At 62.5% G+C, this 13869-nt stretch carries 11 protein-coding genes; 5 read left to right on the top strand and 6 right to left on the bottom strand.

The features are described 5' to 3' along the window. From AC062T_RS03965 to dxs, 3 genes are all read left to right on the top strand, one after another. The coding region (locus AC062T_RS03965) for a DUF3159 domain-containing protein (protein ID WP_476027605.1) at window positions 1–183 on the top strand (183 nt) is incomplete at its 5' end. A 233-nt stretch (window positions 184–416) separates the two neighbouring features. Further along, window positions 417–3227, top strand: coding sequence for an aconitate hydratase AcnA (acnA, locus tag AC062T_RS03960; RefSeq protein ID WP_476027603.1), 2811 nt, complete (start codon window positions 417–419; stop codon window positions 3225–3227). A gap of 10 nt (window positions 3228–3237) precedes the next feature. Next, complete coding sequence (dxs, locus tag AC062T_RS03955; protein ID WP_476027602.1) at window positions 3238–5178, top strand: 1-deoxy-D-xylulose-5-phosphate synthase; 1941 nt, start codon at window positions 3238–3240, stop codon at window positions 5176–5178. Window positions 5179–5260: 82 nt separating this feature from the next. On the opposite strand, the gene AC062T_RS03950 is transcribed toward dxs, so the two are convergent. From AC062T_RS03950 to AC062T_RS03935, 4 genes are all read right to left on the bottom strand, one after another. Then, window positions 5261–7390 carry a 3-hydroxyacyl-CoA dehydrogenase NAD-binding domain-containing protein gene (locus AC062T_RS03950; RefSeq protein ID WP_476027600.1) on the bottom strand — a complete coding sequence of 710 codons (2130 nt, stop codon included), beginning with the start codon at window positions 7388–7390 and terminating at the stop codon, window positions 5261–5263. Further along, window positions 7391–8590 (bottom strand): thiolase family protein, encoded by a 1200-nt coding sequence (locus AC062T_RS03945; RefSeq protein WP_476027598.1) that lies wholly within the window; start codon window positions 8588–8590, stop codon window positions 7391–7393. It lies immediately after the preceding gene. Window positions 8591–8663: 73 nt separating this feature from the next. Further along, window positions 8664–9881 (bottom strand): ribonuclease D, encoded by a 1218-nt coding sequence (locus AC062T_RS03940; protein WP_476027596.1) that lies wholly within the window; start codon window positions 9879–9881, stop codon window positions 8664–8666. Further along, complete coding sequence (locus tag AC062T_RS03935; RefSeq protein WP_476027594.1) at window positions 9871–10464, bottom strand: DUF3000 domain-containing protein; 594 nt, start codon at window positions 10462–10464, stop codon at window positions 9871–9873. Before AC062T_RS03935 ends, AC062T_RS03940 begins: the two co-directional genes overlap by 11 nt. 22 nt (window positions 10465–10486) lie before the next feature. Between AC062T_RS03935 and AC062T_RS03930 the strand changes: the two genes are divergently transcribed. Then, the gene (locus tag AC062T_RS03930; protein ID WP_476027592.1) at window positions 10487–11701 is read left to right on the top strand and encodes an alpha/beta hydrolase family protein; all 1215 of its coding nucleotides are present in this window, start codon (window positions 10487–10489) and stop codon (window positions 11699–11701) included. On the opposite strand, the gene AC062T_RS03925 is transcribed toward AC062T_RS03930, so the two are convergent. Continuing rightward, window positions 11698–12162: a SufE family protein gene (locus tag AC062T_RS03925; protein WP_476027590.1), complete on the bottom strand. Its 465-nt coding sequence runs from the start codon at window positions 12160–12162 to the stop codon at window positions 11698–11700. The two genes, AC062T_RS03930 and AC062T_RS03925, sit on opposite strands and share 4 nt — an antisense overlap. A gap of 66 nt (window positions 12163–12228) precedes the next feature. Then, a complete protein-coding gene (locus AC062T_RS03920) occupies window positions 12229–13128 on the bottom strand; it encodes a sulfurtransferase (protein ID WP_476027588.1) in 900 nt (299 codons plus the stop codon). Window positions 13129–13302: 174 nt separating this feature from the next. On the opposite strand from AC062T_RS03920, the gene zapE reads away from it, so the two are divergent. Then, window positions 13303–13869: AFG1/ZapE family ATPase (zapE, locus tag AC062T_RS03915; RefSeq protein ID WP_476027585.1), on the top strand; the 567-nt coding region annotated here is incomplete at its 3' end.

Here is a 13869-nt window from a genome sequence, read left to right as displayed (position 1 = left end):
TTTGCCGCACGACTGCTCGTGCAAGCCCCGCTGTACTTCGCGGGAGAACCGGAGCTTCTTGGGGGAGCGAAGCTCATCATGGGTGTTCCGCTCTATGCCGCGATGCTCTGGGTTACGTGGCTTCTTGTGCGCGCAGCGTTCACGCGGCCAGCGGCGGAGCCGAGCGTGGGAGTTTCGCCCTAATTCGCGCAAACTCCTGGTGCGATCACCCGGTGTGGGGGCACGGTTGAGCGTGCCCACCGTGGTATATTTATCTCGACATCAAGATAAATTTCTGCGTGCAGCTCACCGCCGGCCGATGCAGGCCGACTTAGGTTTGCCTTGCTAGTAATGGCGGGCACAGAGCGCAAAGATTGCCACCGAAAAGCGGCGGACGCAGGCACGCCGGACATAGCTCAGCAAAGGGAGTCGACACCATGTCGTCAGTAAACAGTTTCGGATCCCGGGACACGCTCTCGGTCGGATCCACCGACTACGAGGTGTTCCGTCTCGACACGGTCGCCGGCCACGAGAAGCTTCCCTTCAGCTTGAAGGTGCTCCTCGAAAACTTGCTCCGCACCGAAGATGGTGCGAACGTCACCAAGGAGCAGATCGAAGCGCTCGGATCGTGGGACCCCACGGCAGAGCCCGACACCGAGATCCAGTTCACCCCGGCCCGCGTGGTCATGCAGGACTTCACCGGCGTTCCCTGCATCGTGGACCTTGCGACCATGCGCGAGGCTGTTGCCGACCTCGGCGGCGACCCCGAGAAGGTCAACCCGCTTTCACCGGCAGAGCTCGTCATCGACCACTCCGTCATTGCTGACCTGTTCGGCAGCGCAGACGCACTCGAGCGCAACGTCGAGATCGAGTACGAGCGCAACGGAGAGCGATACCAGTTCCTGCGCTGGGGCCAGACCGCATTCGAAGACTTCAAGGTTGTTCCCCCGGGAACCGGCATCGTGCACCAGGTGAACATCGAGCACCTCGCCAAGGTCACCTACACCCGCACCGTCGATGGCGCCCTTCGCGCTTACCCCGACACCTGCGTTGGAACCGACTCCCACACGACGATGGTCAACGGCCTCGGCGTACTCGGATGGGGCGTTGGCGGCATCGAGGCTGAGGCGGCCATGCTCGGCCAGCCCGTATCCATGCTCATCCCCAAGGTTGTCGGTTTCAAGCTCACGGGGAGCATCCCCGCTGGTGTTACGGCTACCGACGTTGTCCTCACGATCACCGACATCCTGCGCAAGCACGGCGTGGTCGGCAAGTTCGTCGAGTTCTACGGTGAGGGCGTCGGCGCAGTGCCGCTGGCCAACCGCGCCACGATCGGCAACATGAGCCCCGAGTTCGGTTCCACTGCGGCGATGTTCCCCATCGACGACGTCACCCTCGACTACCTGCGTCTTACGGGCCGCAGCGACGAGCAGGTCGCGCTGGTGGAGGCTTACTCCAAGCTCCAGAAGCTGTGGCACGACCCCTCGGTCGAGCCCGCATTCAGCGAGTACCTCGAACTCGACCTGTCGACGGTTGTTCCCTCGATCGCGGGACCGAAGCGTCCTCAGGACCGCATCGAGCTCAGCTCGGCCAAGGCCCAGTTCGAGAAGGACCTCAACAACTACGCGTCGGTAGAACACGACCTTGTTGACCTTGAAATCGCGGAGTCGTTCCCCGCATCGGACCCGCCCGGAAACAGCCCCGAGAGCGCCGAGAGCCAGCACTTCCACGTTCACAGCAGCCATGCCCCGTCGACGGCGTCAAAGCCGACCTCGGTGTCGCTGGAGAACGGGGAGAACTTCGTTCTCGACCACGGTGCTGTGACCATCGCGGCCATCACCTCGTGCACCAACACGTCGAACCCGTCCGTCATGCTGGCCGCTGGTCTTCTGGCCCGCAACGCGGCGAAGAAGGGCCTCAAGGCCAAGCCGTGGGTCAAGACCACGCTTGCCCCCGGTTCGAAGGTTGTCACCGACTACTACGCGAAGGCTGGGCTCACCGACGACCTCGAAGCACTCGGCTTCTACACGGTCGGTTACGGCTGCACCACGTGTATCGGTAACTCCGGCCCGCTGGCCGAAGAGATCTCCGCTGCGATCAACGACAATGACCTTGCCGTAACCGCAGTTCTCTCGGGTAACCGTAACTTCGAGGGTCGCATCAACCCCGACGTCAAGATGAACTACCTCGCAAGCCCGCCGCTTGTGATCGCCTATGCCCTGGCAGGGTCGATGAACTTCGACTTCGAATCAGATTCGCTCGGCACCGACAACGACGGCAACGAGGTGTTCCTCAAGGACATCTGGCCCGACGCTGCCGAGGTTCAGGCCACGATCGACAGCTCGATCGACACCGAAATGTTCAACCACGAGTACGCATCGGTGTTTGAGGGTGACGAGCGGTGGCGTTCGCTCCCCACCCCCGCGGGTGCAACGTTCGAGTGGGCTCCCGAGTCCACCTACGTCCGCAAGCCCCCGTACTTTGACGGAATGACCATGGAGACGACCCCGGTCGTTGACATCACGGGAGCTCGCGTTCTCGCAAAGCTGGGCGACTCGGTTACGACCGACCACATCAGCCCCGCCGGTTCGATCAAGGGTGACAGCCCCGCAGGCCAGTACCTCGTGGAGCATGGGGTTGACCGCAAGGACTTCAACTCCTACGGCTCGCGTCGTGGCAACCACGAGGTCATGATTCGCGGAACGTTCGCGAACATCCGTCTCCGCAACCAGCTTCTCAACGACGTCGAGGGTGGTTACACCCGCGACTTCACGCAGGCGGATGCTCCCCAGTCGTTCATCTACGACGCGTCGCAGAAGTACCAGGAGCAGGGCACCCCGCTCGTCATCCTGGGCGGCAAGGAATACGGCTCTGGTTCGTCACGCGACTGGGCGGCAAAGGGCACCAGCCTCCTCGGCGTCAAGGCGGTCATCACGGAGTCGTTCGAGCGAATTCACCGCTCTAACCTCATCGGCATGGGCGTAGTGCCGCTGCAGTTCCCCGCGGGACAGAGTGCAGATTCGTTGGGGCTCGACGGCACCGAGGTCATCAGCATCTCTGGCCTGACCGAGCTCAACGAGGGCCGCACGCCCAAGACCGTCAAGGTCGTGGCTGTGCCGAGCGAGCACTCTCCCGAGGGCAAGCAGCCGGTCGAGTTCGATGCGATCGTTCGCATCGACACGCCGGGCGAGGCCGACTATTACCGCAATGGCGGAATCCTGCAGTACGTGCTCAGGAGCCTCGTCTAAGCTTGGTCAAATGAGCCTTCTCGAGACCATTCACGGTCCTCGTGATCTCGACGGACTCTCCTCCGCTCAGCTCTCGCAGCTGGCGGAGGAGGTCCGTCGTTTTCTTATCACGCAAGTGTCGAAGACCGGTGGGCACCTGGGACCAAATCTTGGTGTCGTAGAACTAACCATTGCGCTGCACCGCGTGTTCCACTCCCCAAACGACCCGATCATTTTCGACACGGGTCACCAGTCCTATGTGCACAAGCTGCTCACAGGGCGACAAGACTTCAGCGGACTCCGGCAGCGGGGCGGCATTGCCGGTTACCCGCAGCGATCCGAATCCGAGCACGACGTCGTTGAGAGCTCGCACGCGTCGAGCTCGCTGTCGTGGGCGGATGGGGTCTCCCGCGCCTTCGAGATGTCGGGCCAGGATGACCGCCATGTCGCCGTGGTCGTCGGCGATGGCGCTCTCACGGGCGGTATGACGTGGGAAGCGCTGAACAACATCAGCTACGACAACACCCGCAACCTCGTTATCGTCGTCAATGACAACGGCCGATCCTACGCGCCGACTATCGGCGGGATGGCGCGCTTCCTCAACGATGTGCGCACTCGAAGCACGTATCGAACGCTTCATGTCGGCAGCCGTCAGCTCTTTGATCGGCTTGGTGCGCCCGCCCGGGCGTTCTACCGCGGCGTGCGCGGCGGACTCCACGGTTTTTTGAGTCGCTTTACCAATAACGAAGCGCTCTATTCGAACCTCGATATCAAGTACCTCGGGCCGATCGACGGCCACGACCTGGTCGCCCTCGAAAAAGCGTTGTCCCAGGCCAAGGCCTATTCAGCGCCGGTGATTGTTCACGTCATCACCCAGAAGGGTAAGGGCTTTGAACCCGCGCTTGCGGACGAGGCAGACCAGTTCCACGCAGTAGGGCAGATCGACTCTGAGACAGGGGAGTCGGTCGAGGTTGCCGGTGCGGCGTCGTGGACTTCGGTTTTTGCTGACGAGATCGTTTCTCTCGCAGAATCAAATCCGCGGCTAGTGGGTATTACGGGGGCCATGCTTCGCCCCGTGGGTCTCCACAAGATGGCCAATAGGTTCCCGGACCGGGTCCTCGATGTCGGAATCGCCGAGCAGCACGCCGCGACTTCAGCGGCCGGACTCGCTTATGGCGGACTGCATCCGGTGGTTGCTGTCTATGCGACCTTCTTGAACCGAGCGTTCGACCAAGTCCTGATGGATGTTGCGCTGCATAAGGCCGGCGTTACGTTCGTGCTCGACCGCGCTGGCGTTACGGGCCCCGACGGGCCCAGCCACCACGGCATGTGGGACCTGGCCGTTTTTCAGGTTGTTCCTGGCATCCGCATTGCGGCTCCGCGTGATGCGACTCGCTTGCGCGAGGAGCTGGGTGAGGCGGTAGCGGTTGAGGATGGCCCCACGATCGTGAGGTTCTCGAAGGGAACCGTTGGGGCGGAGATCGCTGCGGTTCGTCGAACGGGCGACGGCGTCGACATTTTGCGCGAGGCTGAGACTAAAGACGTCCTGATCATGACCGTTGGCCCGATGGCAGAGCTCGGTCTCGCCGTCGCAGACCGGCTTGCACAGCAGGGCATTGGCGCGACGGTCGTGGACCCCCGTTGGGTGGTGCCGATTCCCACGAGCGTGATCGAACTTTCCGCGGAACACCGCCTCGTCATCTCGATCGAGGACGGAGTACGGGTTGCTGGTATCGGCACGCGGCTCCGGCAGGACATGCGCGCTGCAGGAGTAGACACTGCCGTCACCGAGCTCGGTCTACCTGATGAGTTTCTCGATCACGGCACTCGCGCCCAGATTATGGAGCAGGTGGGGCTCACCCCCCAGAAGATCGCGAGGGACGTCGTTGCTCAGGTGCTCGGCAGCAAGATCCCTGTCGCACGCCAGGAGCGTGAGCCTGCGCCCCAGGACCAGGTCGACGCCGAGAGCTAACAAGCGCCGAGAACCAAGCAGCGCCGAGAACTAAAGAAGGGCCCGGGATTTCTCCCGGGCCCTTCTTGTTAGTGAAGCTCGTCTAGCTGTTGCCGACCCCGCGAAGCATGGGTGTGTGGAACGTTCCACCAAAGGCTCTCTGCGAAGCACCAACCCGGTCAAGGTAGGGCGTTACGCCGCCCATCTGGAACGGCCACCCGGCGCCCAGCAGCATGCAGAGGTCGATATCTTCTGCTGCCGCGACGACACCGTCATCGAGCATCCGCTTGATCTCGTCTGCCAATCCGTCCTCAAGGCGGCGCAGCAGCTCGTCGGCGGTCATCGGCGTAGTGCCGCCAGAGACAATCTCGACAGCCTTCTTGTCGAAGCCCTTGATCTTGCCCTTGCCGTCCCGCTCAAAGATGCGCCCGTGCTCCGCAAGGGAGTGCAGATTACGGCTCTCGAAGAAGCGGTCAGGGAACGCTGCATGGTGCGTATCGAGCACATGAGCGCCGACCTTCAGACCAACGAGTTCGAGCAGCTCGAACGGAGTCATCGGCAGGCCGAGTGGCGCGCTTGCCGTATTGACAACCTCGAACGGGGTTCCGGTGTCGACAGCGTGCATCGCCTCACCCAACACCTTTGCGAGGACTCGGTTGACGACAAACCCTGGGGTGTCTGCCGTAATGACCGCAGTCTTGAACAGCTTCTTGGCGACAACCATTGCGGTGCTGAGCGTCTCATCGTCGGTTTGCGGCGTCTTAACGACCTCGATGAGGGGCATTACTGCAACGGGGTTGAAGAAGTGAAAGCCGACGAGCCGCTCGGGGTGAGCGAGCTTAGCGCCGATCTGCTCCACCGAGAGGGACGACGTATTCGTGGCGAGCACGGCTGTGTCAGAAGCGTACTTCTCGATCTCGGCGAATACGTCCTGCTTTGCCTCGAGGTTCTCGTAGATCGCTTCGATGATCCAGTCGGCGTCCGCGAAGTCTGCCTTGTCCGTGGTGCCAGAGACGAGCGCCTTGAGGCGGTTCGCATCGTCCTGGGACAGCTTTCCCTTGGCGAGTAGCTTGTCGAGCTCGCCGTGGATGTATCCCAGGCCCTTGTCGATCTGCTCCTGCGAGATGTCGGTGATCACCACGGGAACCTTGAGGCGGCGCACGAACAGCAATGCGAACTGCTGAGCCATGAGGCCGGCTCCGACGACACCGATCTTGGTGACGGGCTTGGCGAGCGCCTTGTCTGGTGCGCCAGCCGGGCGCTTGCCCCGCTTCTGCACGAGGTTGAAGGCGTAGATGCTCGCCACGAACTGGTCTCCTGCGATGAGCTCAGAGAGCTTCTCATCCTCTGCAGCGAAGCCGGTCTTCTTGTCGGTGTTCTTGGCCGCCTTGAGCAGCTCAAGTGCCGCGTAAGGCGACTTTGCAACCGTTCCGATGCGGCTCTTGAGCATCTTCTCGGCAATACCAATTGCGATATCCCACTTGACCGCGCGCTCGATCTTGCCGGGCTCGTTGGGCCGTTTGACCTTGATGGACCCCTTAAGCACGCCATCGGCCCACTTCACCGACTCTTCTAAGAAGTTGGCGGGCTCGAACATCGCGTCGGCAATGCCCATCTCGAAAGCCTGCTGCGGCTTGAGCATCGTGTTGTTCTTGAGTGGGTTCTCGATAACGACCTTGAGGGCGTTCTCGATGCCAATGAGGTTTGGCAGGAGCCAGGCTCCTCCCCACCCGGGAATGAGGCCAAGAAAGACCTCAGGCAGGGCGATGCCTGCTCCCGAGCGGTCGACCGTGCGGTAGTTGGCGTTGAGAGCGACTTCAAGGCCGCCGCCGAGCGCCAGACCGTTGATGAACACGAACGACGGCACACCGAGCTCGTCAAGTTTGGCGAAGGTAGCGTGACCCAGCTGAGCAAGTTGCTTCGCCGCGGAGCGGCTCGGGATCTCGCCCACTTTGCTGAGGTCTGCGCCGGCCGCGAGGATGTACTGCTTGCCCGTGATGGCGACGCCCGCGATCTCCCCGCGTGCAGCCCGCGCTTTCTGCTCATCCAGGACTTCGCCCAGTTCAATGAGGCCGAGCGGTCCGAACGTGTTCGGCCTCGTGTGATCCCGTCCGTTGTCGAGCGTGATCAAGGCAAGAACGCGACCCTGAGAAAGAGGAACGTCGGAGACGAGAGAGTGCGTCACGACCTCGTCGGTGGAGAGTTCGCGAAGCTCGGTGAAGTCTGTCGACATTTACTTCTTCTTTCCGGTGTAGTTGGGGTTCTCCCAGATGACGGATCCACCCTGGCCGAGGCCAACGCACATCGCCGTGAGGCCGTAGCGCACCTCCGGGTGCTCCTCGAACTGACGGGCGAGCTGGATCATGAGGCGAACCCCAGAAGAGGCAAGCGGGTGCCCGACGGCGATTGCTCCGCCCCACGGGTTGACCCGCGGGTCATCGTCGGCGATGCCGAAATGGTCGAGCAGCGAGAGCACCTGAACGGCGAAGGCCTCGTTGAGTTCGAAGAGACCGATGTCGTCAATCGTGAGTCCGGCCTTCTTCAGGGCCTTCTCCGTCGACGGCACGGGGCCGATTCCCATGATTTCGGGTTCGACGCCCGCATAGGCGAAGCTCACGAGCTTCATCCGAGGAGTGAGTCCCAGTTCTTTGGCGGCAGCAGCGCTTGCGAGCAGTCCGACCGTCGCGCCATCGTTGAGCCCGGAAGAGTTACCGGCCGTAACGCGGCCATGCGGACGGAACGGAGTCTTCAAGCCAGCGAGGCCCTCAAGAGTCGTTTCGGGCCGCGGAGCCTCATCCAGGGTCGCGAGGCCCCACCCGTTTGCCGTCTTGATGGCGATGGGGACCAGGTCCGGCTGGATCTTTCCGGCAGCGACTGCGGCAGCGAACTTCTTCTGGCTTCCCAGGGCGAACCGGTCGGCACGCTCCTTCGTCAGCTCGGGAAAACGGTCGTGGATGCGCTCAGCGGTGTTTCCCATGTTGAGCGCCTCAGCGTTAACAAGCTTCTCGGCGACGAACCGGGGGTTGGGGTCAACCCCCTGCCCCATGGGGTGATGACCCATGTGCTCGACACCGCCGGCGATGACAACGTCGTACGCGCCGAAGGCGATTCCGCCAGAGAGTGCGGTTACTGCCGTCATAGCACCGGCACACATGCGGTCGATAGCGAATCCGGGCACGCTCTGGGGCAGTCCGGCGAGGATCGCGGCGCTCCTGCCGAGCGTCAGACCCTGGTCTCCCGTCTGCGTAGTCGCCGCGATGGCGACGTCGTCGATGCGGTCTTTGGGCAGCTGTGGGTTGCGCTCCAAAAGGGCGATCATCGCTTTAACGACGAGATCGTCCGCACGGGTGTTCCAGTACATGCCCTTTTCGCCTGCTCGACCGAACGGGGTGCGGACCCCATCCACGAACACGACTTCTTGACTCTCGGCCACAATGCCTCCTACGTATCAGGTCCTTCCCGATCCTAGAGGGGCCGAAAATGGGCCAGGAATCCTTTGCTAGTTCCTACGAAGGGGTCTCGTCAGCCTGCTCGGGCTCTTGCATGGCTTCCACAAAGGCTTGGTGGATGATGTGTGCAGAAGCTTCAATCTGCCACGGACGCGCTCCCAGCTGTGCGAGAGAAGCAGCGACGCCCTCCTCCGTAAGCGGATCGGGAGCATCCCAGCTGATTTCGCGCAGGATCACCGGGGTCAGCACGTTCTCGAGGGGGATCGTTAGCTCTTCTGCGAGTTCCGTCATTGCCGCCTTCGCGCCCTTGAGTCGGCGATCCGCATCCGGATTGCGATCGGACCACGCCTTGACGGGCGGCAGAGTGTCTCCACCCGGCGTTCTCAGGCTGGGCAACTCGGTGGCAGCAAGCCCTACCTCGACGGCATCCCACCATCGGCCCAGTTCGCTTCGGCTCGCGCGACCCGTGAACTCCTTTATGGCCGCGAGCTCTCGCTTGTTGGCAGGGAGCGCTTTCGCTACGGCCACAAGACTCGAATCGGGGACAAGGCGGCCGGGAGCGATATCCGTCTCGCGCGCGAACGCATCCCTGGCTTCCCAGAGTTCTTTCGCAACGGCGAGGTTGCGCCCGCCCCTGACCGAGTGCACTCCAGAGAGGCGTCGCCAGCCCTCGCCGCGAGAGCTGGGGCGTGCAATCCTCGTCAAAACGTCGGCGAACTCCTGCCGAGCGATCTCTGATTTGCCCTGCTCCTCGAGCAGGGCCGCGACGGCATCCCTCAGGTCGATCAGCAGTTCGACGTCCAATGCGGCGTAGACAAGCCAGGAGTCGGGCAGGGGTCGTGTTGACCAATCCGCTGCCGAATGCTCTTTTGCGAGGTGCACACCGAGAAGCGACTCGACCACCGTGCCGAGGCCGACACGGGGGAGACCTGCGAGACGGGCGCCGAGTTCCGTGTCAAAAATGAGCTGCGGGTCGAGTCCGACCTCGCGCAGACAATCGAGATCTTGGCTCGCAGCGTGAAAGACCCACTCTGTGGATTTGATCGCCTCGTTGAGCTCGGCGAAGCTCCCCACAGCAGGAGGGTCAAACAAGAAGGTGCCTGCTCCTCGGCGAAAGACCTGGATGAGGTAAGCACGCTGGGAATACCGGTATCCGGATGCCCGCTCAGCATCCACCGCGATGGGACCTTCGCCGGCCGCGATTCTCTCGACGGCGCTCAGGTACTCCTCGCGATTGTCGATAACCCGGTACGTCGGTTTGTCGTCAGCGGTCACGATTTCCCCGTCTGGTCGAGAGTGAGCTCACTCCCTCTGCGGGCGGAAGCCCGGCTAACATGCACAACAATTCTCCCCATCCTTCAACGTGGCTCGCCACGTCGTTTTCTGCTGGCGTCCACGACGCCCGAAGCTCAATCTGGGCCCCATCGCCCTGGTCTGCAAGGCTCCCATAGCCGGTGGAGAGAATCTTTGTCGCAGTGCCGGACGGGTTGAGGTACTTCGCACCACGGGCATCGAGCGCGTCGATCAGCCACGACCATGCGACATCGGCAAGGAATGGATCGATGCCGATGTCGGTCTCAAGAGGAGCCTGCACAAAACAGACGACGCGAAACGCGCCGCCCCAGGCCTCTGGCTCGCTGGGATCGTAAAAAAGTACGAATCGCCCGGTGCCTAGCTCGGAGTCTTCGTCGTGACGAGCGGGAAGCACATCTGCGGAGAGAGCAAAAGAGAACGGTGCCACCGAAGTGGGCGCAGGGAGGTCGGAGACCGTGAGTTCCGATCTCAGCTGCGCACGACGCACTGAGTCGACAGCGGCCGCGAATGGACTCGGGATCGACTCTGCGTCAGTGGTGGGCACATGTGAAGACTAAAGTTTCACGATGACGGATTCACGAAGGCACGCCGCACGGCAGTATCGAGGGTGGGCGCGGCTCGCCATTGCTGCATCAAGTACGGCAACTGCCGCTGCCGCGATTGCGGCAGTTTTCGCCCTGGTCTTTGCCCGGTTGATCGTGACGCCGCCTCGCCGCCCCAACAACGACATCCGCATCTTGTCCATCGATCGAGATGCTGGCTTAATCTCGTTCACGGTGCACGCCAACTCAGTTTTCGACGGAAAGTTCGGCGTCTGGTTTGGGAAAGACGCCGGCTATCTCAAGGTCGGTGAGATCGTGCGCCTAGGTCCACGGTCCGTGACTCGGCGGATTATCTCGATTGACGAAGGCGCGCCCGTCCCCGGCGACCACTGCAGATTCTCGAGTTGGTTCTATCGCGATCCTGCGGAGCTCGGATGGGCCGTGGAGGATGTTGAGATTGCCACCGTATTCGGGCCAGCGCCAGCCTGGCGCATCGATCCCGGGCCGGAGGCGGGTAACGACGGCGGCACTCCTGGATCGCACTGGGTGATCCAAGTGCACGGCCGAGGAGTTGACCGCAGGGAGTGCATCAGGGCGGTGCCCGTGTTTCGTGACGCCGGCTTTACCAGCCTGCTCGTTTCCTATCGCAACGACGGCATAGCGCCGGCGAGTGACGACGGAAGGTCGTCCCTGGGAGACACCGAATGGAGGGACGTCGACGCCGCCCTGGATTACGCCGTCGCTCGCGGTGCGTCCCGCATCATCTTGATGGGATGGTCGATGGGCGGAGCCGTCGTGCTGCAGACCGTCACTCGCTCCCGTCATGCCGAGAAGGTTGTCGGAATGGTCCTCGATTCGCCGGTGGTGGACTGGGTGACCGAGCTGGAGCACCAGGCAGATCTGTTTCGTGTTCCTCGATTTCTTCGAGTCATCGTCTTTGGCGCCCTTGCCCGTCCATGGGGTCGGCTAGTGACGGGGCAGTCTGCCCCCATCGACTTTGAGCGACTCAACTTTGTGAGTCGCGCTAGGGAGCTGACCAGGCCGATCCTGCTCCTGCACAGCACGGGAGATACCTATGTGCCACCGACGGCGTCGGCGGCACTCGCGGCAGCCCGTCCGGATATCGTTACGTTCCCCGCAATCGAGCACGCGGGGCACACGCGGATTTGGAACCGTGATCCAGACGCGTGGACTGCACGGATCGCCGAATGGATCCGGTCTACAAGCGGCGTTCGCTAGTGGGCTGAGCCAGCTCCTGCGCTTGAGTCCCGGCGCTCGCGCACTTGGCGTTTGGCCCTGCCGAGGAGGGCTGACATGCCTCGCAACCGAAGAGGGCTGATCGCCGCAGCGAGCCCGATCGTGTTGGGGTAGTCATCCGGCACGGCGAGGACCTCCTCCACGGTGAGGCCCTCGAGCCCCTGAACGAGGATTGAGGCGAAGCCGCGGGTGGTTGGGGCTTCCGGGGGAGCCGTGACAAAAAGGTGGACGACGCTGTCGTCATCGACCTCGGTGAAGAGATAGACGGGCGCCTGGCACTCTTCAACGCGCTCGAGCAGATCAGGATGCTCGGAATATCGTGCGGGCAGGTCAGGCAGCTCGTTCGAAAACTCCAGGAGGAGGAGCAGGCGTTCCTTCTGCTCAAGGGCGAGAAACTCGTCACGGATCTCGGCGAGCGCAGGGGGAAGAGTATCGGCGTTCATCGTCGCTATTGTCTCACTTCGGGCTGTGGCTTCTCGTAGTCGCAGCGAGGGGGGAGAGGGTGGCGGTTATCGGGAGCGCGCGGTCCCGGGTTCCGTGCCGGTGACGATAGGCACCCGAACTGCGGAACCCCATTCGGTCCACGAGCCGTCGTAGTTGCGCACGGAATCGAGACCGAGAAGGTGGGTCAAGACAAACCAGGTGTGGCTCGACCGCTCGCCGATTCGGCAATACGCGATCACGTCGTCGCCGTCGTTGATGCCGGCACCATCCCGGTAGAGGGCATCCAACTCGGAGCGCGGACGAAAGGTGCCATCCTCCGCTGCTGCCTTGCCCCAGGGGATGCTCTGGGCCGTCGGAATATGGCCGGCGCGCAGCGTGCCCTCTTCGGGATAGGCGGGGGCGGTGGTTCGCTCACCGCTGTACTCCTCGGGGGAGCGCACATCAATGAGCGGCTTGCCCAAGTGGGCGAGAACATCGTCTTTGAAGGCACGGATGCCCGAATCTTCGCGCTCGACGACGGGATAGTCGGTGGGCTCGCTGATGGTCTCCTCGGTAGTGAACTCTCGGCCCTCCGCTTGCCACTTGGCGCGGCCCCCGTCGAGAAGGCGCACATCTTTGTGTCCGAAGAGCGAGAAAACCCAGAGTGCGTAGGCGGCCCACCAATTGCTCTTGTCGCCATAAATCACGACAGTGCTATCGCGGCTGATGCCCTTGTCGCGCATCAGCTTGGCGAACGCTTCTCCATCGATGTAATCGCGCTCGACGGGGTCGTTGAGGTCCGTGTGCCAGTCGATCTTGACCGCGCCCGGAATGTGACCGGTTTCGTAGAGCAGCACGTCTTCGTCGGATTCGACAACGACGAGCCCTGGCTCTCCCACGTGCTCGGCGAGCCACTGAGTGCTCACGAGGCGTTCCGGGTGCGCATACTCGGCAAACTTGTCAGAGGTGTCTACCTGAACGCTCATCGTGTCCTCCTGAATGACGCGGCGGTGATTCCCCGCAGCTGGCGCGGGTTAATATGGGAGCCTCCCCTCAAGACTGTAGGCGTTCCGCCGACCGTGTTACATCGCGGCCGTAAGAGTTCGAGTCGCTCGTCGCTCGTCGCTCGGCGAGATGCACGATGAGAAGACAGGCCTTCCTTGACTGTTCAGCACGACACAGCGGCAACCCCGGCGTATCCGAGTCTTCGGGATCGCGATGACCGCCTCACGGGCGCTGAGATGGTGGCTCATCTCGTGCCGCCGCGCCAGTTTCTGGCCGCTTCGCTCGATAACTATCGACCCGATCGGGATTTCCCCTCCCAGGGCGCTGCCGTCGCAGCTATTCGCAACTTCATCACCGGCCCTGGCGTCAAGTCCGGGGGGTTCTTCTCGCGCAGGAAGGCAGAGCCAGCGGCGAAGCCGGGCATCTACCTCGATGGCGGCTTCGGTGTGGGCAAGACTCACCTTCTTGCGTCGCTCTGGCATCTCGCCAAGGGCCGCAAGTACTTCGGCACCTTCATTGAGTACACCGCGCTCGTTGGTGCTCTCGGATATGCGGACACCGTCAAGGCTCTCAAGGGCGCATCCGTTATCTGTATTGATGAGTTCGAGCTTGATGATCCCGGCGACACCAGGATCATGACGCGACTGTTGGGCGAGCTCGTGGCGACGGGAACCCGCATCGCAGCCACCTCAAACACTCCGCCGAACGCGCTGGGGGAGGGC

This window comes from Homoserinimonas sp., from assembly GCF_056262345.1.
Note: the sequence above shows the minus strand (reverse complement) of the source record. Positions and strands in the feature narration are given on the sequence as shown.

Coding starts and splice junctions, on each gene's coding strand:
- acnA (WP_476027603.1), top strand. CDS start 417: ATGTCGTCAGTAAACAGTTTCGGATCCCGGGACACGCTCTCGGTCGGA.
- dxs (WP_476027602.1), top strand. CDS start 3,238: ATGAGCCTTCTCGAGACCATTCACGGTCCTCGTGATCTCGACGGACTC.
- AC062T_RS03950 (WP_476027600.1), bottom strand. CDS start 7,390: ATGTCGACAGACTTCACCGAGCTTCGCGAACTCTCCACCGACGAGGTC.
- AC062T_RS03930 (WP_476027592.1), top strand. CDS start 10,487: ATGACGGATTCACGAAGGCACGCCGCACGGCAGTATCGAGGGTGGGCG.
- AC062T_RS03925 (WP_476027590.1), bottom strand. CDS start 12,162: ATGAACGCCGATACTCTTCCCCCTGCGCTCGCCGAGATCCGTGACGAG.
- AC062T_RS03920 (WP_476027588.1), bottom strand. CDS start 13,128: ATGAGCGTTCAGGTAGACACCTCTGACAAGTTTGCCGAGTATGCGCAC.